Raw genomic sequence first — 21,589 nt, 5'->3', positions numbered from 1 at the left:
GCACCTGTTCCAAGAGAACGTCGAGAAGGCGTTTGAAGTGCGGCTCACAGTCATCGGGAGCCGCATGTTCCCCGTCGCCATTCACTCCGGGAGCGAAGCCGCCAAACTCGACTGGCGCACCGATTACCGCTCGTTGACCTACAGCCACGTGGACATCCCAAGAGGTAGAGAAGGGCGTCCGGCGGCTCATGGACGAGCTGGGGCTCTTCTTCGGTGCGCTGGACTTCGCGGTCACACCAGACGGGCGGTGGAAGTTCCTGGAGATCAACCCCAATGGTCAATGGCACTGGATCGCCGTAAAGGCCAACGTCCCGCTCGTGGAAGCCATGGCCGACGCACTACAGGGAGTAGCAGGATGACCGAAGCCAGCCGGTGGAGGGAAGCCGCGCGAGCACTCGCCGACCAGGTGACCGCAGATGCACCGGAGTGGCATGCCGCGGTGTGCGCGACCCCCCGCCATCTGTTGGTTCCCAGGTGGTGGGAGCGCATCCCGGAGAGTCCCGCCGAGGAGTGGAGCCTTGTGGTTCCGCCGACGGGCTCCCGTGAGCTCCTGGGAGCCGCTTACACGGACAAGACACTTGTCACCCGTGTGGGACCGTTGCACGCCGATCACGCCCAGTCGGACGAGAAGGCGACCGGAAGTCCAACGTCATCATCCACCCTCCCCGGGCTCATCGTCTCCATGCTTCACCTACTGGACGCGAAGCCTGGTCACAAGGTCCTGGACGTGGGTACGGGCTCCGGCTACTCCGCTGCCCTCATGGGGCGCCGTATCGGGGACGCACACGTGACGAGCGTGGATGTGGACTCCTACCTTGTGGAAGCCGCCCGCGCTCGTCTCGCCGCGTTCGGCCGTGCCCCGCGTATGGAAGCGATCGATGCCACTGGGCCGCTTCCCGACGCGGAGTATGACCGCATCATGGCGACGGTCTCAGTGCGCCCCGTCCCCGCAACATGGCTTCACGCGCTTCGACCGGGCGGGAAGCTCGTGACCACGATTGCCTGCACCGCGCTTCTGATCACGGCGGACATGGGCGAAGACGGAATGGCGCGGGGCAGCGTCCAGCCCGATCCGGCGACGTTCATGGAGACGCGTCAAGAGGCGGACTACCCGCCAAAGCTCAACGCCGTGTTCGGGGCCGCCCGGGATGCCGAAGGGAACGACGTCCGGACCGCAGACGGGCCGATCCCGGACCTGTGGCGGGAATGGCCGCTCCGATGGCTCTACGAGCTGGATACGCCCGGCACGGAGACACGGGCCGCAACGGACGCCGATGGGCGCCGGATCGTCTGGCTTCTCGCCTCTGACGGATCATGGGCACGGGCCGTGGGCGACGAGACCGGCACGGTTCACCAGAGCGGCCCCCGCCGACTGTGGGACGACCTTGAGCGCGTCCGGCGGAAGTGGGAGGAGGGCAATCGCTTCTCTCTCCACTCCATGTCCGTCGTGCTGAGCCCTGACGGCAGCACGCTCACCGCTCCCGGCGGTGGATGGTCCTTCTCCGTCTGACCCCGGCCACCCCATCAAACCGCGCCGTCCGTCTGTCCTCCCCCCTGGCGGGCGGGGCTCACTCCTCGCTGATGCCCGTCAGCCTGGTCATGGATGCCCCGATCACGTAGGCCCTGAACGGCGACGGACCGCTGGTGCAGGCGAAGGACGCCGGACTGATCACGTTCGACTCCGCTCCCCTGCACGGCGGCGAACCAACAGCCTGCTTGTCCCCGACATTGCCGCCCGCATCCGCCAGGAGTTCGCAGCGGCCCTCGACACCCCTGCCGGCCGAATCGAAGAACTCGCGGCTCTGGCGGGAGATGCTGCAAGCCATAAGCCCGTGGCTGGTACCCCGACCTCGCACCCCACCTTGTCGCCCGCGCGGAGGTGGTCACCGGTGTTCGTCCGCCTGTCCCGGTGCACACCGAGGCCAGCGCATGAGTTGTTGGAGAGTGGGACGAACGTGACCGCGAACGCTGACGTCCTGGTGAGGCTCGCCGCCGCGGTGTGAGAGGTGCGGTTTCGGCCTTGCGGAGTTGCGGCCTTGTCAGCGAGGGTTCCGGTGGGGTGCCGCGCCGTGATCAACGCGGCCGCATTCCAGAGCAGCCGTGGATCCCTCGTGCCGTTTGCAGGAATCACTCATGAGTCCAATGCCCGCGGGACGCCCAGGGTGAAGTCCGTGGAGCCGTGGGGCCGTCCGTTGACCTGGAGATGCACCCGGTGGACGCCGGGGTGGTAGCGGCGTGTGCTGAGTACCCGGAAGGAATGGCGGCGCACGCCCGACCAGCGCTCTCCCGGGGCGAGATCCCGGGTGGTCAGTTTGAAGACCTTGGGGGTGAGGCCGCCGTTCGCCTTGCGGTGGTGGACGACGTAGTCGACGACGACACGGACGGTGCGCGGCCCCGTGTTGGTCACCTCGTAGCCGAACGCAAGAGTCTCGCCGATGAGCACCTCGGGGGTTCGGACGTCGGGACCCGCGACCCGGACGGACGCCTCGGGGTCATGACCGAGAAGCTTCAGGGCATCGGGATGACCGGCCTTGACGAGCGTACGCAGACCATGGCGGACCAGCCTCGGTGTCGTGGGGTCGGGCTCGGCGAGCCAGCGGGCGGCGACGGCGACGGCCGTGCCCGGGTGGTCACGGCTGATGTCGTTGAGATGGTTGGCCACCGATCTGCGGACGTACTCGGACGGGTCCCGGTACAGCGCGTCCAGCACGGGGAGGGCAGGGCTGGGGTCGGCGACGAGTGCGGCCAGCCGCGGCGCCCACGGCAGACGGGGCCGCGTGCCCTCGCTCGCCAGCCGGCGCACATGTGGATCGGGGTGGCCGGTCCACGCCAGGACCGGCCGCAGGGCCCGTGGAAGATCCCCGTCGAGGAAGGGGCGCACGGCCATCTCCGCGGTCAGCCGGGGAGTGAGCTCCGCGAGCAGGTCGAGCGCCGGTTCGAAGACACCGCGCTTGAGGGCGTGCTCAGCGACCGCCGCGTTGACGGGAAAGGTCATCCACCCGGTGAAGGCGGACTGCCTCAGCGCCGCACGGATGACGGCGGCGAACGCGGGATGGTCGTCCGGCAGGTCGGCGAGGACGGCTTCCTTGACGGCCGTGACGCGTCGACTGAAGGCCAGGCCCTCCAGGGCGGCTCCGCAGTCGCGGATCGCGGACGCCGACCCGCCTCCCGCTTGCGCCATGACGGAGGCCAGTTGGTCCGTGGTGCGTACGTCGATCAGTTCGTCGGCCGTGGGCACTGCTGCTCCTACGGCTGCGGCTGGACGCTGTGCAGCACCTCGGCGTGCCGCATCTCGTGGACCTCGCCGATCAGGCTGAAGAACCCGGCGGCGGCGGGATCGCCGGGCATCTCCCGCGCCGCGCGCTGGGCGGCCTCGGGCGAGGCCCAGAGGAGAAGGTCGAGCAGGGAGCCGTCCTCGGACCGGGCGAGATGGGCGCCGAGGAAGTCCGTCGCGTAGCGCTCACGCAGGAGGGAGATCAGGTGGTCGCGCTGCGCGGTCAGCTTCTCGACGTCGGTGGTCTCGAAACGGACGTATTCGATGGTCGCACTCACAGGGGCGTTCCTCTCAGGACGGACATCGGTCACGGATTCACCACAGGAAACGCGTGAAACCCGCGAACGGGAAGCTATCACGGATTTGACCACCGGAAGCCGTTATCCCGGTAGGTTGGGGCCATGACCCTCAAGAGCCTGCGCGCGATGCCGTGGATCGGAGAGCTGCCGGTACTGGACCTGGCCAACACCGTCGTGCGCGGCACGGGAACCACGGGCGGCGACATCGACCTGCTGGCCGATCCGGAGCTGCTGGCGTCCTGGCGGGCCAGAGCCGCCGACCGGGAGCTCGCGGAGCTGCCCCTGGGGCAGCTGACGGATCTGCGCGATCCGGTGCGGGGCGCACTGGACGCGGCGGCACGGCAGGCCCCGCTGCCCGAGCCGGTGCGCACTCGTCTCAACGCCCTCGCCGCACGCGCGCCGGTGACCTTTCACGTCGACGCCGCCGGCCGGCTCACGGAGCGGGAGGCCGGCGGCCCGGTCGCCGCGGCGGTGGCGCGGCAGGCCCTGGTACTGGCCGCCGGGCCGGAGCGGGCGAGACTGCGGTGCTGCCACGCACCGAGCTGCGGCATGTTCTTCCTGGCCCGCAGGCGGGACCAGGCGTGGTGCTCGGTCGGCTGCGGCAACAGGGCCAGGGCGCGGGCCGCCCGCCGGAGCGGCCGACCCGCGGACTGAACGTTCCCTCGCGGCCCGGCCCCTGCCGGCTCCCGCCGCCGGGCGTCAGCCGTCGACCAGCTCGGCCACGAGCCTCTTCATGTGGTGCAGCGAGAGGAGATGGGCGTGGATCAGACCCAGGTAGCCGCTGTCGTGGAGGCGTGTCAGGTCGGCGAGGCCGAGCCCGCGCAGCTTCTCCTCGTCCACCGCCCAGAACTCGTCGAGGCTGCGGACGGTGCCGTCGGGGTGCGTCACCTGCATCCGGTCCTGCCGCAGCAGGCCGAGGTCCATCAGCGTGCTGACGAACTCGCCGGTCCGCGCCATCGCGGTCACGCACCGCTCCAGGAAGTCGATCGTCTCGGTCAGCGCTGGCGTGTCACTCCCGTCGGCCTGGAACAGGGGCTCGCCCTCCGTCGTGCTCCAGCCGGCGAAGTCCTCGTCGATGTGGATGTCGAAGGTGCCGTCCCCCTTGTCCGTCGGCAGGAACGGGTGCATGCGGATGGCGGCCGGGACGTACGCGTGGGGCCGCCAGCGCCCGTCCGGCATGAGGTACTGGTTGCGGCCCTGCTCAAGGCCCAGGAGGGCGCAGGGTGCGGGACGTCCGTTGTTGTGGGCGAAGACGATCGGATACGCCAGCGCGGCATCGGTGAACTCGGCCGTGGCGAGCGTGGCGATGTGGAGCGTCTCCGTGAACTCCATGGCCTGCGCGCGGATCAGGCGCAGTGACGCATGGGTCTCCCTGTTCAGTGGTACCAGTCGCATCAGTTTCCCCCCAACTCTGTTTTCACGGATTTTGCTTTCTGAATGCATGATCCACGCTATCAGTCGGCCGCGCCCCCGGGATGCTGGTGCGGGCGCATGGAGGGGACCCGGCATGATGGGCCGATGAGCGACAACCGAACCCCGACCGCGGTGCTGCTGCACGGCTGGCCCGTCACGACCGAACACTGGCGCTTCCTCGTCCCCGCCCTCGACGCGGCGGGCATCACCGCGGTCCCCGTCACGCTTCCCGGACTCGGCGCCGTTCCCGACTCCGACGTGACCGACTTCCGCAAGGCGGCACTTGCCGACCGGGTTCGGGGGCGGCTGGCGCGGGAGGGTGTCACCCGGTACGCGGTCGTCGGTCACGACTGGGGTGCGACGGTCGGATACCTCATGGCCGCCGCCGCGCCGGAGTCGGTCACCGCGCTCGTGGTCGAGGAGGAGATCCTCCCCGGCGTCGACATCGAGATCCCCCCGGGCGGCCGCGACCACTACCCGTCGTGGCACGGCCCCTTCAATCGGGCGGCCGGCCTCGCGGAGAAGCTCGTGCCCGGGCGGGAGGCGGCGTACTACGGCACGTTCCTGGAACAGAGCGCCGGACCGAGCGGCCTCGACCCGGCTGCCCTTCACGCCTACCTCGACGCGTACAGCGCTCCGGGCGTCCTGGAGAGCGGGCTCGCGTACTACCGCACCCGGTCCCAGGACGTCGACGCCGTCCGAGCACTCGCCGACCGGCCGATCTCCACGCCCGTCCTGGCGATCGGAGGCCGGTACGCGATGGGGACGGCCGTCGCGGACGGGATGGCCGCCCTCGCGAGCGACGTGACCCGACTCCTCGCCGAACAGTCCGGCCACTACCCGGCGGAGCAGGAACCGGACGGCGTGAACGACGCAATCGTCCGGTTCCTTCAGCAGCACTCCTGACCGAAGCCGCGGAGTTCGCGCAGGTCGCGGTCCCGGAATGCTAGAAGGCCGCGCCGAGTCGCTTCGCCGCCTCCTGGAGTACCTCGGTGCGCTTGCAGAAGGCGAAGCGGACGTAGGGGGCGCCGGCCTCGCGGTGGTCGTAGAAGACCGCGTTGGGGATGGCCACCACGCCCGCGCGCTCCGGCAGGGCGCGGCAGAAGGCGAAGCCGTCCGTTTCGCCGAGGGGACGGATGTCGGTCGTGATGAAGTAGGTGCCGGACGGGACATAGACCTCGAAGCCGGCCTCCCGCAGGCCGGTCACCAGCAGGTCGCGTTTGGCCAGCATGTCCTCGCGGAAGGCGGCGAAGTAGCTGTCGGGGAGCGACAGGGCCTCCGCGACCGCGTACTGGAAGGGGCCGGAGGCGACGTAGGTCAGGAACTGCTTGGCCGAGCGCACGGCCGTGACCAGCGGCGCCGGGGCCGTCACCCAGCCGACCTTCCAGCCGGTGAAGGAGAAGCTCTTGCCGGCGGAGCCGATCGTCACCGTGCGTTCGCGCATGCCCGGCAGGGTGGCGAGGGGGATGTGCTCGGCGTCGTCGAAGACGAGGTGCTCGTAGACCTCGTCCGTGACGACCAGGAGGTCGCGCTCGACGGCCAGCTCGGCGATCGCGGTCAGTTCCTCGCGGGTGAGGACGGTGCCGGTCGGGTTGTGCGGGGTGTTGATGAGCAGGAGGCGGGTGCGGTCGGTGACCGCGGCCCGTAGCTCGTCCAGGTCGAGGCGGAAGCGGCCGTCCGCGGGCCGCAGGGTGACCGGGACCCTGCGGGCGCCCGCCATCGCGATGCACGCCGCGTAGGAGTCGTAGTACGGCTCCAGGGCCACCACCTCGTCGTCGGGTTCCAGCAGGGCGAGCAGGGCCGCCGCGATCGCCTCCGTCGCACCCGCTGTGATCAGGACCTCGGTGTCGGGGTCGTAGGGGAGGGCGTAGCGGCGGCGCTGGTGGTCCGCCACCGCCGTGCGCAGTTCCGGGATGCCGGGGCCCGGCGGGTACTGGTTGCCGCGGCCGTCGCGCAGCGCGCGCACCGCCGCCTCCCGGATCTCCTCGGGGCCGTCCGTGTCGGGAAAGCCCTGCCCCAGGTTGATCGCGCCGGTGCGCAGGGCCAGCGCCGACATCTCCGCGAAGATCGTGGTGCCGAACTCGGCGAGACGGCGGTTGAGGAAGGGGCGGGTGGTGGAGGTCATGCCGGTCATCCTGCGCGCAAGCTCTGGACTTCCTCAAGTGTGCTTTGGGTGGTACGGGCGTCGGGCATCCCCTCCCCACGCACCGAACGAGAGCCCAACGGGGGGCTGTTTCGGGGGAATCGGAAGGAGGGTGTTGCCATGGCGATCGGCATCATCCTGGGTGTGATCGGGGTCGTACTCGTGGTGGGCGTGCTGTCCGCCATCAGCGAGAGCCGGAACAGACGGCGCTACCGGCGCAACCAGATCCGCCGCCGGAACGCGGTCACGACGCGGCGGCGGCACGGGGACGACGGCGGCGGGAGCGACTTCGCCGGCGGAGGCGGTGACTTCGACGGCGGCAGCGACGACAGCTGGTGGGCCGGGTCGTCCTCGTCGGACGACGGTGGCAGCCGGCACTCCGGGGGGCACTCCTGCGGCGGCGGATCGTCCTCGTCCTGCGGCGGCGGGTCGTCGTCGTCCTGCGGCGGGGGCGGGGGATGCGGCGGAGGCAGCTGACGCGGGGCAGCTCAGCCGGCCATGAAGCCCTGTCACCGGCGCCCACCGCGCACCGCTCGCGGCGGGCGCCGCGCACGCCCGGCGTACGCCCGAGCCGTACGGCGTACGCCTGGGCCGCACGGCGTACGCCGTAGTTGAACAGTTGAGCTGTGGAGCCCTCTGAGGGATGGAAACCCCACGAAGTTGGGTAAAAACGCTGTGGCGGCGCCACAGTTCATGATTCCCTCTAAAACACCAACGCAGCCCCACCAGCGCAGCCCTTCGGACTCCTCTCGGACTCCTCGGACGTCCCGCGCGGACGCCCTCCCCCACACCGGGCTGACCGGGACGGAACTCCCGGTGTCGACCGGGGTGCGCAGGACCTGCCCTCTCCTTGTGTGCTTGCGGAGCCGATCCATGCTCACGACCCTGAACACCGCCTACACCGACACACGCGCGGCCGACCTCGCCTGGGCCCTGGGACGCGAGCCGCTGCCCGCCCTTGCCACGCTCGACCTCGAACTGGAGGACGCCAAAGTGCAGTTGCGCCTGCTCGGCGCGTCCCACCAGGTGCTTCTGGAAGAGCGGCAGAGCAGTTGTTCGGAGACCGTGGCCTGCATCCCCGGCAGCAGCACGCCCCTCCCGCTCGGCGTGGCCAAACGGGTGGGCGACTGGGAGTACGAGTTCGCCGCGCGCGTCGAGGCCCTCAACCCGAACTCCTTCGCCGGCCGCGCCCAGGAACTGCTCGCCCTGGTCTCCGACCATCCCCACGGCCTCGCGGGCGTCTTCCCCGGCAGCCCGCACGCCTTCACCGCCCTGCTGGCACAGCGCCAGGACGGGCAGGTGCACTGGCGTACCTGGCACGCGTACCCGCAGGACGGACAGCTCGTGTCGACGCGGACGAAGGTGGGCGTGCGCCTACCGGCTGACGAACTCACCCCGTCCGGTGTCGTGTCGGGCGTTTGAGGACGAAGCTCCACACGTGTGGGTGACAAAACGCGATGCGGCCGTGACGTAACGTCGCAGTCGTGATCGAACCGCACGCCCCAGCCCCACCCGGTGTCCCGCCCTCCTGGCGGGGCCCGGCCCGGCTGCCCGTGCGGCCCGACACGGGGCGGTTCCTGGTCCTCGCGTGCGTCTTCGTCTGCGCCGCCTGCGGTCTCGTCTACGAACTCGAACTGGTCGCCCTCGCCTCGTACTTGATGGGCGACTCCGTCACCCAGGCGTCCGTCGTGCTGTCCGTCATGGTCTTCGCGATGGGCGTCGGCTCCCTCGCCGTCAAAGGGCTGCGCCGGCACGCGGCGGCCGGCTTCGCCGCGATCGAGATCGCCCTCGCCCTGATCGGCGGCTGCAGCGCACTCGCCCTGTACGCGGTGTTCGCCTGGACCAGCGACTGGGGCGGCATGTGGGCGCACGGCCCCCGGCTGCTGCTCGTCGCCTTCTCCCTCGCCATCGGCCTGCTCATCGGCGCCGAGGTCCCGCTGCTGATGGAGCTGATCCAGCGCATCCGCCGCCAGGACGCGGGCGGCGCGGTGGCCGACCTGTTCGCCGCGGACTACGTCGGCGCGCTCGTCGGCGGCCTGGCGTTCCCGTTTCTCCTGCTGCCCCGGCTCGGCCAGCTGACCAGCTCCCTGCTGACCGGCGCGGTCAATGTCATCGCCGGGGGCGCCCTCGTCCTCGGCCTGTTCCGCCGCGACCTCAGCCGCCGCGCCCGCTGGCTGCTGCTCAGCGCGACCCTCGCCGCGCTCGGCGTGCTGGCCGCCGCGGCCGTCCTCGTCGACGACTTCGAGCGGGCCGCGCGCCACGCGGTCTACGGCGCCGACGTACGCGTCGCCCTGCGCAGCGACGCCCAGGAGATCGTCCTCACCGGCGGCACCGACGGCCGCCCCCTCGACCTCTACCTCGACGGCCGGCTCCGCGTCGGCGGCCGTGACGAGCAGCGCTACCACGAGGCCCTGGTCCACCCCGCGCTGTCCGGCGGCCCTCACGCGCGCGTGCTCGTCCTCGGCGGCGGTGACGGCCTCGCCGCCCGCGAGGTCCTCACCCGTCCGGACGTACGACGCGTGGACCTCGTGGAACTCGACGCCGAGGTCGTCCGGCTGGCCCGCACCGACCCGGCGCTGTCCCGGCTCAACGGCCACGCGCTCGCCGACCCGCGCGTACGGGTCCGGATCGGCGACGCGTTCAGCCTGCTGCGGACGACACCTCCCGGCTCGTACGACGTCGTCATCGCGGATCTGCCCGATCCCGGCATCACCGCCAGCACCAAGCTGTACTCCCAGGAGTTCTACGGTCTCGCCCGGCGTGCCCTCGCGCCCCGGGGCCGCCTCGTCGTGCACGCCGGGCCGCTCACCGCCCGCCCGCGGGTCTTCTGGACGGTCGAGGCGACCCTGCGCGCGGCCGGCCTGCACACCCGCCCCTACCGGGTGAGCGGCCGCGGTGCCGGCGTCGCCACCGGGCCGGACCGTACGGCGGACGTGTCCGGCCCGCCCGGCGACTGGGGCTTCGTCCTGGCGGCCGCCGAGACGGCACCGCCGCTCCGGCTGGACCGGCCCCTCGACACGCTCACGCAGGAGCTGCTGAAGGCGGGCGAGCAGGAGGCACAGGCCCTTCGGGTGGAGGATGTGCGGGCCTCCACACTGGTGTATCCGCGGTACTGATCCGGGCCGGGCTCGGGGCGGAACGGGTACTGAGGCGGGGCTGGCCCGGGGCGGGCCCGGGGCGGACCCGGGGCTGACCTGGGGCGGACCCGGGGCTGACCTGGGGCGGACCCGGGGCGGACCCGGGGCGGACCCGGGGCTGGCCCGGGGCGGACCCGGGGCTGACCTGGGGCGGACCCCCGGCGCTGACCTAGTGCGAACCCGGGGCCGGGCCCGAGGCTGGCCCGGAGCGGGCCCAGGGCGGGCCCAGGGCGGGCCCAGGGCGGGCCCGAGGCTGGTCCGGGGCTGTCCTGGTGGCGAACCGGCGCTGACCTGGGCGAACCCCCGGCACTGACCTAGCGCGAACCCGGAGCCGGGCCCGAGGCTGGTCCGGGGCTGACCTGGTGGCGAACCGGCGCTGACCTGGGGCGAACCCCCGGCACTAGTGCGGACCCGGGGCCGGGCCCGGGGCGGGCCCAGGGCTGACATGGGGCGGACCCCCGGCGCTGACTTGGTGCGGACCCAGTGCTGGCCCGGCGCCGACCCGACGCCGACTCGGTGTGGACCCGGCGCTGGCCTGGGGCGGATCGGGGGCTGGTCTGGGGCGTCCGATGTGGACCCGGCACTGCCCCGGGGCGGGCCTGGGGCTGACCGGTGTCGACCCGGTGCGGGCCCGGTAGGGAAACGTGGTTTCCCGAGGTGCTTTTCCGGGCTCGCTGGGTAGGCTGCGCGAACATGGAGCAACAGGTGTTCGTTCCGGTCCCGGCCGACCGGCTGAGGGCCGCCCTCGCCGACCCCGCGCAGGTGGCCCGTGCGGTTCCCGGGCTCCAGCGGGACCCCGGGGCCGAGCAGCCGATCGCCGGGCGGCTGAGGCTGCGGATCGGCGGCCACACCATCACCTACCGGGGCGAGCTGCGGCTCACCGCCCGGGACGACGGCACGCACACCATCGAGGGCGGCGCCACGGAGGCCCGCGGCACCGGCTCCGTCCGGCTCACGCTCACCCTGCGGGTGACCGACGCGGACGGCGGCGCCTCCCTCCGGATCGAGGGCACGGCCACGGTGGACGGGCGCATCACGGAACTGCCGACGGACACGGTGGAGTCGGCGGTGACCCGACTGCTGAACCGGTTCGCGGAGAAGCTGGGGGCGGCGGAGGCCGAGAGGGAGCCGGAGGCCGGGAGCGAACCGGAGGCCGGGCACGCCGAGGCCAGGAAGTCCGGGGACGGAGCCGCCCAGGCCGGGAAGCCCGAGGCCAAGGACGCCGGGGCCCGAGACGCCGAGGCGGCCGATGCTGCGGCGGAGGACTCCGAGGCGGACGGCGGCGCCGAGGACGAGGACGTGTCCGTGTTCGAGACGGAGGTGCCCCCTTCCTCCCTCGACCCCCTCGCCGACGACGGGCTCACCGAGTTCGCGGAACCGCCCGCCGAGGCCGCGCACGCGCGCCGCACGATGATCGGCCGCAGCGCGGAAGAGGTCGACCACGCGCCGCCCCGGGGCCGCTACGCCCCGGTCCCCGCACCCCAGACGGTCGCCCCGAACAGCACCCTGCGCTGGGCCGCCCCGGCGGCGGCCCTGTTCGTGGCCTCGGCGATCGTGGTGGGGAGGGCGTTGCGGCGCCGCCGCTGAGCCGGCCCTGCGCGACGGCCGGGACACCTGCCTGGATGCCTCGGCTCGCGGCCCGGCGCGGCTCAGCGCATCGTGCGGATGTGATCCACGCCAGCACGCTCGCCGCCGTCGTCCGCAGTCACGTCAGCCACGTCCGTCACATCGGTCACGCCCCCGCGCCGGGAGTCCGCCGAGGCGGCGCCCCGCCTTGGGGCGTCCGTTCCCCGGGGTCGTCGCCGCGCTCGGTCTGTTCGCCGTCGCGCGGCTCGCCGGGGCCGCCCACCTGGTATCTCGGCATCGCCGCCCACGGCTACGGCCGCACCGTGCGCTTCGGACCGCTGACCCCGCTGGGCGGCGGCGCGGCGGGCCTGCTGGTGTCGTGGACGGCGGCCGGGGTCGCCGCCTGCGGCGTCTATGCGGTCGGCGCGCCGGTGCGCGGCCGGGCCGTCGCCGTCGCGCTCGTCCTGCTGTGGGGGGTGCTGCCGCACTCGGTGGTCGGCGTACACGGAACCCCTGCTCACCGCCTTCGCCGCGTGGGCGCTGTACGCGGTGCTGAGCGGCCACTGGCTTGGGGCGGGCACCCTGGCCGCCCTCGCGGGCGTGTCCCGCCCCAACGGCTTCACGGCGGCCGCGGCGGTGCTGGCGGCGGCCGCCGCCACCGTATGGCGTGCGCGCGGCCGGGTTTCCCACAGGCTGTGGACGGGCGCGGTGCTCGCCCCGCTCGGCTGGGCCGCGTACGTCCTGTGGGTGGGTGTGCGCCAGGGCGGCCCGCTGCGCGGCTACTTCGCGGTGCAGCGGCTGTGGGGCTCCCGCTTCGACTTCGGGCTCGGGTCGCTGCTGCTCGCCGACCGCGCCCCGCTGCCCCTGCTGGACACAGCGGCGTACTGCTGCTGATCGAGCCCGGCGGATCCGGGTTCTTCGAGTCCAAGCCGTGTTTCCTGCTGCCCGCCTTCCCGCTGCTGCTGCCGCTCGCGGCGGCGCCGGCCCGCACGGCGAGAGCCCGGCCGGGGCACGCGATCGTGGTGATCACGGTCCTGGCCGGGCTCTCCTGCACGTACGGCGCGTACCTGCCGACGGTCGCGCGCACGCCGCTGTAAGGGGCCTTTCGGCCTTACTCGCTGTCGCCGCCCTCCTCGGGCTTCTCCGCGTCGTTGACCTCCTGCTCCAGGCCGAGCTGCTCCACGAGCCACTTGTCGAACTCGATGGCCGCGCGGATCCAGCTGACCGTGGAGGAGACGAAGAACTCGATGTTCACCCCGGCGCCGATCAGCATCTGCGCCTCACCGATCAGACGGACGGTGCCGTCGTCGTGGGTGTGGGTGTAGACCTTGGGCCACAGGGTGCGCCGGTTCCAGTCGTCGATGGACTCCAGGAGCTGCGGCTTCTCGTCGATCTGGTGCGGCCGGTCGTAGAACGTCCGCACCGAGAAGATCGCCTGCTCCTTCTCGCCGCGGAACATGAAGTACGTACGGAACTGCTCCCACGGCGCCGCGAGGTCTCCCTCCTCGTCGACGACGTACTTCAGCTCCATCTGGTCGAGCAGCTGCTTCACGAGGTCCTGATCCGGGACGACGGGGCCCGCCGGTCCTTGGGGCTGCGGCTCGGGCTGGCCCCCGAAGTTCGGAATCGAGGACGGGTCGATGCTCACCGTGTTTTTCCCTTCGTACGGATGCCTGCCATCCTCCCCCAGAGGGGGCGGGGGCTGGCAAGCCCGACCCTCCTTTCAGCGGGTGCCGGATGGACGGGACGACGCGGCGCGGACACCGGACGAGGGCATGGATCACGGCGGCCGCCGTACTCGCCGCTGCCCTGCCGGGGCAACGGCAGCGCGGACATCGGCTTCCCCGGCCCGCCGCAGTACGCCGAGAAGGGCGTCCGGCTGGCGGATCTGGTGCTGGTGAAGGTCACCCAGGAGTCGGAGACGGCCGTCGTGGTCATCGTCGACGCCCTGACGACGTGATCAACGGCTGGCATGATCTGGCCGGTCCACTACGGAACGGGGGCGGTATGGCGGCGGGAAGACCGGAGGGCTGGCGGGGACGGACCCGGTGGGGACTCTTCGCGGCGCTGCCCGCGCTGCCCGCGCTGCTGGTGATCGGCCCGTTCGTGTACGGGATGGTGGAGACCGCCACCACCGAGGACTATCCGCTGGGTGGGGGTCCCGAGGAGGTGTCGTGCGAGGAGGCGCTGGAGTTCGGCGGGGCGCGGCTGCCGGAAGGGGCGTCCGACGCGGAGTGCGCGGTGCAGGTCTGGCTGGACACGCACTACAGCGCCGAGTTCCGGATGCCGCGCGGGGGTGTGCGGGACTGGCTGGCGGACACCTATCCGCAGGCTCCCGCGCCGGGGCCGGAGACCGGGAGCTGTCTGGACGACGCGGACTACTGCTCCCAGCTGGACGTCACCGGGCTCCCGGGGGTGGACGCCCACTACGTCAACGTGGACGTGACCTACGTGAACGCCGAGACCGCGTGGGTGCGGTACTCGGCGTTCACCGTGTGAGCCGGGGCGTTACAGCGTCTTGCCGGTCGCCGCTCCCACGATCAGTCCCTCGCCGAAACGGTCCACGCGGACCGTGTCGCCGTCCTTGATCTCGCCGGAGAGGATCTCGCGGGCGAGGCGGTCGCCGATGGCCGTCTGGACGAGGCGGCGCAGGGGGCGGGCGCCGTACGCCGGGTCGTTGCCCTCGTCGGCGAGCCAGGCGAGGGCCTCGGGGGTGACCTCCAGGGACAGCCGGCGCTCGGCGAGGCGCCGCGCGAGCCGGTCGATCTGGAGCTGGGCGATGCGGCCCAGTTCGTCCTTCGTCAGGGCGGAGAAGACGACCAGGTCGTCGAGCCGGTTGAGGAACTCCGGCTTGAAGGAGGCGCGGACGACCTCCAGGACCTGCTCCTTCTTCTCCGCCTCGGTGGTGAGGGGGTCGACGAGGAACTGGCTGCCCAGGTTGGACGTCAGTACGAGGATCGTGTTGCGGAAGTCGACCGTGCGGCCCTGGCCGTCCGTCAGGCGGCCGTCGTCGAGCACCTGGAGCAGGATGTCGAAGACCTCCGGGTGTGCCTTCTCGACCTCGTCGAGGAGGACCACGCTGTACGGGCGGCGGCGCACCGCCTCGGTGAGCTGGCCGCCCTCCTCGTAGCCGACGTAGCCGGGGGGTGCGCCGACCAGCCGGGCCACGCTGTGCTTCTCGCTGTACTCGGACATGTCGATGCGGACCATGGCCCGCTCGTCGTCGAAGAGGAAGTCCGCGAGGGCCTTCGCCAGCTCCGTCTTGCCGACGCCGGTGGGGCCGAGGAAGAGGAAGGAGCCGGTCGGGCGGTCCGGGTCGGCGATGCCCGCGCGGGAGCGTCGTACGGCGTCGGACACCGCGCGCACGGCCTCGGTCTGGCCGATGAGACGCCGGCCCAGCTCGTCCTCCATGCGCAGCAGCTTCTGCGTCTCGCCCTCCAGGAGGCGGCCGGCCGGGATGCCGGTCCAGGAGGCGACGACGTCGGCGATGTCGTCGGAGCCGACCTCCTCCTTGACCATGGTGTCCTTGGCGACCTCCTCCTCGGCCGCGGAGGCGGCCTGAAGGTCGCGCTCCAGGGCCGGGATCTCGCCGTACAGCAGCTTGGAGGCGGTGTCGAAGTCGCCGTCGCGCTGGGCGCGTTCGGCCTGACCGCGCAGGTCGTCGAGCTTCTCCTTCAGCTCGCCGACGCGGTTGAGGGACTGCTTCTCCTTCTCCCAGCGGGCATTGAGGCCGCGCAGCTCCTCCTCCTTGTCGGCGAGGTCGCGGCGCAGCTTCTCCAGGCGCTCACGGGAGGCGGCGTCGGTCTCCTTGCTGAGGGCCAGTTCCTCCATCTTCAACCGGTCGACGGCACGCTGGAGTTCGTCGATCTCGACGGGCGAGGAGTCGATCTCCATACGGAGCCGGGAGGCGGCCTCGTCGACGAGGTCGATGGCCTTGTCGGGCAGGAAGCGGGAGGTGATGTACCGGTCGGAGAGGGTGGCGGCGGCGACCAGCGCGCTGTCGGCGATCTGCACCTTGTGGTGGGCCTCGTAGCGGCCCTTGAGGCCGCGCAGGATGGCGATGGTGTCCTCGACGCTCGGCTCGCTGACCAGCACCTGCTGGAAGCGCCGCTCCAGCGCCGGGTCCTTCTCGATCCGCTCGCGGTACTCGTCCAGCGTGGTGGCGCCGACCATGCGCAGCTCGCCGCGGGCCAGCATCGGCTTGAGCATGTTCCCGGCGTCCATGGCGGAGTCCCCGCCGGCGCCGGCGCCCACGACGGTGTGCAGTTCGTCGATGAAGGTGATGATCTGCCCGTCGGAGTCCTTGATCTCGGCGAGGACGGTCTTCAGCCGCTCCTCGAACTCACCGCGGTACTTGGCGCCGGCGACCATCGCGCCGAGGTCGAGCGCCACGAGCCGCTTGTCGCGCAGGGACTCGGGCACATCGCCCTTGACGATGCGCTGGGCGAGCCCCTCGACGACGGCGGTCTTGCCGACGCCGGGCTCGCCGATGAGGACCGGGTTGTTCTTGGTGCGGCGGGAGAGGACCTGCACGACCCGCCGGATCTCCTGGTCCCGCCCGATGACCGGGTCGAGCTTCCCTTCCCGGGCGGCGGCGGTGAAGTCGGTGCCGAACTTCTCCAGGGCCTTGTACGAGCCCTCGGGGTCGGCGGTGGTGACGCGGCGCCCGCCGCGCGCCTTGCGGAAGGCGTCGAGCAGCTTCTTCGCGGTGGCGCCCTGCCGGTCGAGCACCTCGCCGGCGGCGCCGCCCTTCGCGGCGATCCCGATGAGGAGGTGCTCGGTGGAGAGGTAGTCGTCGCCGAGGTCCCTGGCGCGTGCCTGGGCGTCGGCGATCACGGCGAGCAGCTCGCGGTTGGGCTGCGGGGGCGCGACCGTGGACCCGGTCACGCTGGGCAGCGAGGCAAGCGCCTTTTCGGCCCCCGCGCGTACGGCGGCCTGGTCGGCGTCGACGGCCACCAGCAGGTCGATGATGTTCTCGTTGTCCTGCCCTTGGAGCAGAGCAAGGAGCAGGTGCGCCGGGGTGAGGTCGGGGTGGCCGTCGGCCACGGCACGACTGCTGGCCGCGTTGATCGCGTCCCGGCTCCGGTTGGTCAGCTCGGCGTCCACGTTCGCTGTCTCCTCCTTGCGTCAGCCGTCTCCAGTGCTGACTCCATCAGCGTACACAAACTTGAGTCTATTCCGCTCAAGGTGTCGGTGGGACCCATCTGTGGATAACTTCCGGAGTCATGGCCTCACATCCCCAGGATCCGGGCGCCCCGGACCCGTCCTACCTCACCTTCTGGCAGGAGCGGCACCTGTGCACGCTCACCACCTCGCGCCCGGACGGCAGCCCGCACGTCGTCCCGGTGGGCGTGACGTACGACCCGGAGCACCGGCTGGCGCGGGTGATCACGAACAAGACGAGCACGAAGGTCCAGAACGTGCTCGCGGCGGGGCCGGACGGGGCACGGGTCGCGGTCTGCCAGGTGGACGGGCGCCGCTGGGCCACCCTCGAAGGGCACGCGCGCGTGCGCACGGAGCCGGAGCGGGTGGCGGAGGCGGAGCGGCGCTACGAGGAGCGCTACGGCAGGACCCCGCGGCCGAACCCGGCCCGCGTGGTGATCGAAATCAACCTGACCCGGGCGATGGGGCGGGGATGACCTGATTCACACCGTCGCTTTCCAGCCACCGAATGAAACGGTCCATAGCCAGAAATGTCCCGCAAAACTGCAGCGGCGTCACCGTGTTCAGGTCACGGTGACGCCGCTGCGGGGGGAAGCACCTGAGCGATCTGTTACGACGGGGGAATCGCGTCAGGCACTGCGGGGGGTGGCTGAGATGGTCCGCGGGGCGGTCGGGCTCGCCGACTCCGCCAGTTGGTGGTCGCGCTGGTCGAGGTTCACGAAGATCATTCCGTACCGGATGGCACACCGCACTGGCTGCGGCGCCCCCCGAGGCCGCCGCAGACACCGGTACGCCCGCACGTCACCGTCCTCGTCCCGCGTCACGACGACCGGCTCACCGAAGACGGTCACCATCAGCGAGTCACCGCTGTGGGGGATGGCGGTGACCAGGTCGATGAAGTGCCAGCCGGAGCGGTAGGCGGTGGCCATTTCGCGACGGAAGGAGCGGTCGTCGGGTGGAGTGGTCACGTCAGTCCCCGGCCCCTTCGGCCGTGGAATCGGCCGGTACACCCGGGCTCACCGGCTCGGCACCCACCGCCACTGACGGCCACGAGCTGTTCGCCCGGACATCGCCCTTCGCATCGGAGAAGCCTCCCAGCACTCCGAGGGCCGCGACGGCGGAGAAGGCAGCGACAAGCACCGAGCGAAGCATTCTGTTACGCATAGTCGGCTTCGTCCTCACTTGAAAGTCCCCTTTTCCCCCGTCGAGTAAGACGATGGCTCATTCAGGCACGTCATGGCCACAGGATCGATGCATCATGTTCCTGCACGTTCAGGACCCTGGGGGGTGGAGATTTGCCAACGAATCGCGCGAAAGGGGCACATCCCCATGGGGTGGCCGATCTGTGTGACGAAGGCAGCCGACTCTACGCCGCCGCGCTGCGCTCCGGGCGCATAGCGCGCCGCGGCACGGAAACCGCTCCGTGCCTGCTGGAGCTGGCCCTGCTCCACCCCGACCCCGACGATCCCGACTGGCTGCGGCCCATCACCCCCGCCGTCGCCCTGGCCCGCCGACTCGGCCCGCTGGAGCAGGAGATCAGCCAACGAAGGCAGACGGCCATGGAACTGGCCGACGCCTTCGAACCGTTCATGGCGCTGAGCACCCAGGTGCACTCGTCCAGCGACGCCCTCACGGTCCTGGAGGGCGGCGACCGGATCAACTCGGCCCTCAACCTGGCCGTGTCCCAGTGCCAGACGGAGATGCTCACGGTCCAGCCCAGCGACCGCCTTTCCGAACGCAGCCTGCTGCAGGGCATGGAACGCGACCGGCCCCTGATAGAGCGGGGCGTGCGCATCCGCACCGTGTACCAGCACACCGCCCGCTACAACCCCGGACAACTGGCCTACGCGGCCCGGCTCGCCGACGGCAAGGCGGAGTACCGCACCATCGACGAACTGGTGGAGCGCCTGATCATCTGCGACGAGACGGTCGCGTTCATCCCCACCCGCGACGACCAGCAGGTCGCACTGGAGCTGCGCAACCCCGGCCTGATCCGCTATCTGATCAAGGTCTTCGAGTTCATGTGGAACCGTGCGGTCCCGCTGAGCATGGGCAACCCGTACGAGATCGCCCCCGACGGCATCTCGGAGATCCAGTACTCCATCGCCAAGCTCCTGGTCGAGGGCCATGTCGACGAGGCCATCGCCCGGCGCCTGGGCATGAACGTCCGCACCTGCCGGGCCCACATAGCCAAGCTGGCCACGGCCCTGGGCAGCGGAAGCCGCGCCCAACTCGGCTACCTCATCGCGCAGTCGGGGATCCTGAACCAGGACTGACCCGAGGAGGCGCATGGTGATCGAGGCGAGGCATCCGGAACACGGGGAGGAAAACCTGTGCTCTGCGGGGCAGGAGCTGTACACGCGCGCCCTGCGCGAGGGCCACGTGAGCAGGGCCGACACCCATGCGGCACCCTGTCTCGTCGACTTCGGTCTGCTGCACCCCACCGTCACCGACCTGGACAGACTGGAGCCAGTCACACCGGCCGTCGCCCTGCACCGGATGCTGCGCAGAGCGGAGGAACGCATCGCCGGCGAGCGACGGCGCGAGCAGCGGTTGGCCGAGTTCTTCGAGCCGCTCATGCGGATCGACAGTCGTCGCACCGGAACAGCGGACACCCCGGTGATCAGGGTGTTGAGCGGTACGGAGCGCATCAACGGTGCCATCACCGACGCCGTGGCAGGAGTGACACGGGAAGTGCTGTGCATCCAGCCGAACACCGGGCTCAGCGACGAGCGGGGCGGCGCGGCCTTTGAAGTCGCCCTGAAGCGCGACCAGGCGCTGCTCGACCGCGGCTGCCGCATGCGCGCGCTGTACCAGCACACCACTCGGCATCTGCCGACCGTGCTGGCCTACTTCGAGCGCCTGAACGGTGACAGTCAGGCCCGTAGCCTCGACGAAGTCACCGATCGCCTCCTCATCCTGGACGGCACGACGGCGTTCCTCTCCGCCAACAAGGACGGCACTCTCGCCCTGGAAATCCGCCACCCGACCATCGTCGGCTTCTTCGCCACCACCTTCGACCGCCTCTGGCGCCTGGCCACCCCCATGTACCCCGAGGCGGCGGCACCGCCCGCTCTCAACGGCATCACCCCCCGTCAGCGGGCCATCGCCGCTCTCCTCGTCGAAGGCCACACCGACGCCGTCATAGCCGACCGCCTGGGCATGAACATCCGCACCGCCCGAGTCCACATAGCCAAGCTCGCCGCCACCCTCGGCAGCGGCAGCCGGGCCCAGCTCGGCTACCTCATCGGACAGTCGGGGATCCTTGATCAGGGACGCTGACGCCGGCGGCCGAACGCGACGGCCCGTCCAGCCCCACCTGCGCGATCCGCACCCCCAACTGCGTACGACTGGCCGCCCCCAGCGTCTCCGAGAGCCGCGCGATGTGCGCACGGCAGGTCCGCACACTGATCCCCAGCCGTTCCGCGATCACCGCGTCCTGGTGCCCCTCCGCCAGCAGCGCGGCGATGGACTGCTCGCGGTTCGAGATGCCCTCGATGCCGGTGTCCGGCAGCGGCGACGACAGGGGGATCGCCAGCCGCCACAGCCGCTCGAAGACGGTCGCCAGGTAGGTGACCAGAGCCGGGTGGCGCAGCTCCAGCGCCATGGTGTGGTCGACGTTGGCGGGGATGAAGGCGACGGTCCGGTCGAACAGGATCAGCCGGTCGACCACCTCGTCCATGGTCCGCGCCTCGACCGCGCCGCCCATCAACTCCAGGTAGTTCAGAAGCCCTTGACCGTGCCGGGCGACATGGTTGTACAGGTCCCGCATGCGGACGCCACGCCCGCGCAGCGCCAGCGCCCGGGGCAGCCCCTCGGACAGCTCGTCCTCACGCCGGATACCGCCGGGCTGCACGGTGAGCACCTCGGTCGTGCACGCCTGGGTGGCCTCGTCCATCGCGGCCTGGATACGGGCGAGGCCGTCCAGGACCCGGATCGCCGCCCCCTCGCCGGATGACCCGGCCGGCACGGGGCCGCCCAGCCCCGCGTACCACTCGAAGGCCGCCACCGCCGACCCCACCCGCCGCTGGCTCGCGCTGACCTCGTCGTACAGCCCGCGCAGCAGCCGGGTCATGACCTCCTGCGGGGAGGTCGGCACCAGCCAGTCCATGTCGTCGGGGTCCGGGTGCAGCAGGGCGAGTTCCAGCAGACAGGGCACCGGCTCGGCGTCACGACGCGGCACCCGCCCCCGCCGTACGGCCCGGGAGTACACCCGGTCCCCGGCCGCGCACAGTCGGTCGGCACCATGTGGATGCTCCTCCGCCCCGTGCCCGGCCATCGCCCATTCCACCCCCGCCGTACGCCTCTTCCGCAGCGCAACTATGCGCGGCCCGCCCCGGCTCCGCAACACGGCCCGGATTCCGACGTCGCTACTGCCCCGCCAATATCACGGACGGAAAGAGCCGCTCACATATGACGTTATGTACCCTTTTGGCACCCCCCAGCATCAAGCGCCTGCCACATGATGAGGCTTCCACCGCACGCACGCGCCGCGCATAGTCGATCAGGAGTCCGGAAGACTGACCGACTCTCGAAAACGGGCGAGCAACATGCCCACGGGGAGCGGAATTGATACTGCCGTTAGACAGCAGCG

23 protein-coding genes are annotated in these 21,589 nt (G+C 71.3%); 14 read left to right on the top strand and 9 right to left on the bottom strand.

Annotation, left to right across the window (positions count from 1 at the left end; genetic code table 11):
- Positions 1-188 precede the first annotated feature (188 nt).
- Positions 189-359 carry a hypothetical protein gene (locus ACH5AC_RS07660; protein ID WP_398860929.1) on the top strand — a complete coding sequence of 57 codons (171 nt, stop codon included), beginning with the start codon at positions 189-191 and terminating at the stop codon, positions 357-359.
- On the top strand, positions 356-1,510 hold the full coding sequence (locus ACH5AC_RS07655; RefSeq protein WP_398860924.1) for a methyltransferase domain-containing protein: 1,155 nt from the start codon (positions 356-358) through the stop codon (positions 1,508-1,510). Before ACH5AC_RS07660 ends, ACH5AC_RS07655 begins: the two co-directional genes overlap by 4 nt.
- Positions 1,511-1,568: 58 nt before the next feature.
- Here the strand turns inward: ACH5AC_RS07655 and ACH5AC_RS07650 are convergent, their stop codons facing one another.
- The 3 genes from ACH5AC_RS07650 to ACH5AC_RS07640 all read right to left on the bottom strand — a co-directional run bounded on the left by ACH5AC_RS07650 (position 1,569) and on the right by ACH5AC_RS07640 (position 3,552).
- Positions 1,569-1,826, bottom strand: coding sequence for a hypothetical protein (locus tag ACH5AC_RS07650; RefSeq protein WP_398860766.1), 258 nt, complete (start codon positions 1,824-1,826; stop codon positions 1,569-1,571).
- A 305-nt stretch (positions 1,827-2,131) separates the two neighbouring features.
- Positions 2,132-3,238, bottom strand: coding sequence for a DNA alkylation repair protein (locus tag ACH5AC_RS07645; RefSeq protein ID WP_398860765.1), 1,107 nt, complete (start codon positions 3,236-3,238; stop codon positions 2,132-2,134).
- 8 nt (positions 3,239-3,246) lie between these two features.
- A complete protein-coding gene (locus ACH5AC_RS07640; RefSeq protein WP_398860764.1) occupies positions 3,247-3,552 on the bottom strand; it encodes a hypothetical protein in 306 nt (101 codons plus the stop codon).
- A 123-nt stretch (positions 3,553-3,675) separates the two neighbouring features.
- Here ACH5AC_RS07640 and ACH5AC_RS07635 point away from each other — a divergent pair, with 123 nt between their 5' ends.
- Positions 3,676-4,227 carry an ABATE domain-containing protein gene (locus tag ACH5AC_RS07635; RefSeq protein ID WP_398860763.1) on the top strand — a complete coding sequence of 184 codons (552 nt, stop codon included), beginning with the start codon at positions 3,676-3,678 and terminating at the stop codon, positions 4,225-4,227.
- Between the two features lie 45 nt (positions 4,228-4,272).
- On the opposite strand, the gene ACH5AC_RS07630 is transcribed toward ACH5AC_RS07635, so the two are convergent.
- Positions 4,273-4,968 (bottom strand): SapC family protein, encoded by a 696-nt coding sequence (locus tag ACH5AC_RS07630; RefSeq protein WP_398860762.1) that lies wholly within the window; start codon positions 4,966-4,968, stop codon positions 4,273-4,275.
- Positions 4,969-5,091: 123 nt separating this feature from the next.
- Between ACH5AC_RS07630 and ACH5AC_RS07625 the strand changes: the two genes are divergently transcribed.
- A complete protein-coding gene (locus tag ACH5AC_RS07625) occupies positions 5,092-5,892 on the top strand; it encodes an alpha/beta fold hydrolase (RefSeq protein WP_398860760.1) in 801 nt (266 codons plus the stop codon).
- Positions 5,893-5,932: 40 nt separating this feature from the next.
- On the opposite strand, the gene ACH5AC_RS07620 is transcribed toward ACH5AC_RS07625, so the two are convergent.
- Complete coding sequence (locus ACH5AC_RS07620; protein WP_398860759.1) at positions 5,933-7,120, bottom strand: pyridoxal phosphate-dependent aminotransferase; 1,188 nt, start codon at positions 7,118-7,120, stop codon at positions 5,933-5,935.
- A gap of 129 nt (positions 7,121-7,249) precedes the next feature.
- Between ACH5AC_RS07620 and ACH5AC_RS07615 the strand changes: the two genes are divergently transcribed.
- The 5 genes from ACH5AC_RS07615 to ACH5AC_RS07595 all read left to right on the top strand — a co-directional run bounded on the left by ACH5AC_RS07615 (position 7,250) and on the right by ACH5AC_RS07595 (position 12,726).
- On the top strand, positions 7,250-7,606 hold the full coding sequence (locus ACH5AC_RS07615; protein ID WP_398860758.1) for a hypothetical protein: 357 nt from the start codon (positions 7,250-7,252) through the stop codon (positions 7,604-7,606).
- A 396-nt stretch (positions 7,607-8,002) separates the two neighbouring features.
- The gene (locus ACH5AC_RS07610) at positions 8,003-8,551 is read left to right on the top strand and encodes a DUF2617 family protein (RefSeq protein WP_398860757.1); all 549 of its coding nucleotides are present in this window, start codon (positions 8,003-8,005) and stop codon (positions 8,549-8,551) included.
- A 62-nt stretch (positions 8,552-8,613) separates the two neighbouring features.
- Positions 8,614-10,245, top strand: coding sequence for a polyamine aminopropyltransferase (locus ACH5AC_RS07605; RefSeq protein ID WP_398860756.1), 1,632 nt, complete (start codon positions 8,614-8,616; stop codon positions 10,243-10,245).
- Positions 10,246-10,959: 714 nt separating this feature from the next.
- On the top strand, positions 10,960-11,853 hold the full coding sequence (locus ACH5AC_RS07600) for an SRPBCC family protein (protein ID WP_398860755.1): 894 nt from the start codon (positions 10,960-10,962) through the stop codon (positions 11,851-11,853).
- A gap of 528 nt (positions 11,854-12,381) precedes the next feature.
- The gene (locus ACH5AC_RS07595; protein WP_398860754.1) at positions 12,382-12,726 is read left to right on the top strand and encodes a hypothetical protein; all 345 of its coding nucleotides are present in this window, start codon (positions 12,382-12,384) and stop codon (positions 12,724-12,726) included.
- A 217-nt stretch (positions 12,727-12,943) separates the two neighbouring features.
- Here the strand turns inward: ACH5AC_RS07595 and ACH5AC_RS07590 are convergent, their stop codons facing one another.
- Entirely contained in the window at positions 12,944-13,480 is a 537-nt protein-coding gene (locus ACH5AC_RS07590) for a YbjN domain-containing protein (protein ID WP_398860753.1), read from the bottom strand.
- Positions 13,481-13,501: 21 nt separating this feature from the next.
- On the opposite strand from ACH5AC_RS07590, the gene ACH5AC_RS07585 reads away from it, so the two are divergent.
- Both ACH5AC_RS07585 and ACH5AC_RS07580 read left to right on the top strand, forming a co-directional pair.
- Positions 13,502-13,792 (top strand): hypothetical protein, encoded by a 291-nt coding sequence (locus ACH5AC_RS07585; RefSeq protein WP_398860752.1) that lies wholly within the window; start codon positions 13,502-13,504, stop codon positions 13,790-13,792.
- A gap of 47 nt (positions 13,793-13,839) precedes the next feature.
- The gene (locus ACH5AC_RS07580; protein WP_398860751.1) at positions 13,840-14,331 is read left to right on the top strand and encodes a hypothetical protein; all 492 of its coding nucleotides are present in this window, start codon (positions 13,840-13,842) and stop codon (positions 14,329-14,331) included.
- Between the two features lie 9 nt (positions 14,332-14,340).
- On the opposite strand, the gene clpB is transcribed toward ACH5AC_RS07580, so the two are convergent.
- Complete coding sequence (gene clpB, locus ACH5AC_RS07575; protein WP_398860750.1) at positions 14,341-16,938, bottom strand: ATP-dependent chaperone ClpB; 2,598 nt, start codon at positions 16,936-16,938, stop codon at positions 14,341-14,343.
- Between the two features lie 119 nt (positions 16,939-17,057).
- Here clpB and ACH5AC_RS07570 point away from each other — a divergent pair, with 119 nt between their 5' ends.
- Positions 17,058-17,471 carry a pyridoxamine 5'-phosphate oxidase family protein gene (locus ACH5AC_RS07570; RefSeq protein ID WP_398860749.1) on the top strand — a complete coding sequence of 138 codons (414 nt, stop codon included), beginning with the start codon at positions 17,058-17,060 and terminating at the stop codon, positions 17,469-17,471.
- 153 nt (positions 17,472-17,624) lie between these two features.
- Here ACH5AC_RS07570 and ACH5AC_RS07565 read toward each other — a convergent pair whose 3' ends face one another.
- Positions 17,625-17,963: a hypothetical protein gene (locus ACH5AC_RS07565; protein WP_398860748.1), complete on the bottom strand. Its 339-nt coding sequence runs from the start codon at positions 17,961-17,963 to the stop codon at positions 17,625-17,627.
- A gap of 327 nt (positions 17,964-18,290) precedes the next feature.
- Here ACH5AC_RS07565 and ACH5AC_RS07560 point away from each other — a divergent pair, with 327 nt between their 5' ends.
- Together ACH5AC_RS07560 and ACH5AC_RS07555 are read left to right on the top strand one after the other, a co-directional pair.
- A complete protein-coding gene (locus ACH5AC_RS07560; protein ID WP_398860747.1) occupies positions 18,291-19,271 on the top strand; it encodes a helix-turn-helix transcriptional regulator in 981 nt (326 codons plus the stop codon).
- A gap of 13 nt (positions 19,272-19,284) precedes the next feature.
- Complete coding sequence (locus ACH5AC_RS07555; RefSeq protein ID WP_398860746.1) at positions 19,285-20,277, top strand: response regulator transcription factor; 993 nt, start codon at positions 19,285-19,287, stop codon at positions 20,275-20,277.
- Here the strand turns inward: ACH5AC_RS07555 and ACH5AC_RS07550 are convergent.
- Entirely contained in the window at positions 20,240-21,274 is a 1,035-nt protein-coding gene (locus ACH5AC_RS07550) for a LuxR C-terminal-related transcriptional regulator (protein WP_398860745.1), read from the bottom strand. The genes ACH5AC_RS07555 and ACH5AC_RS07550 overlap by 38 nt on opposite strands.
- Between the last annotated feature and the right edge of the window lie 315 nt (positions 21,275-21,589).

The organism is Streptomyces sp. NPDC018693 (assembly GCF_044391385.1).
Lineage (GTDB): Bacteria > Actinomycetota > Actinomycetes > Streptomycetales > Streptomycetaceae > Streptomyces.
Note: the sequence above shows the minus strand (reverse complement) of the source record. Positions and strands in the feature narration are given on the sequence as shown.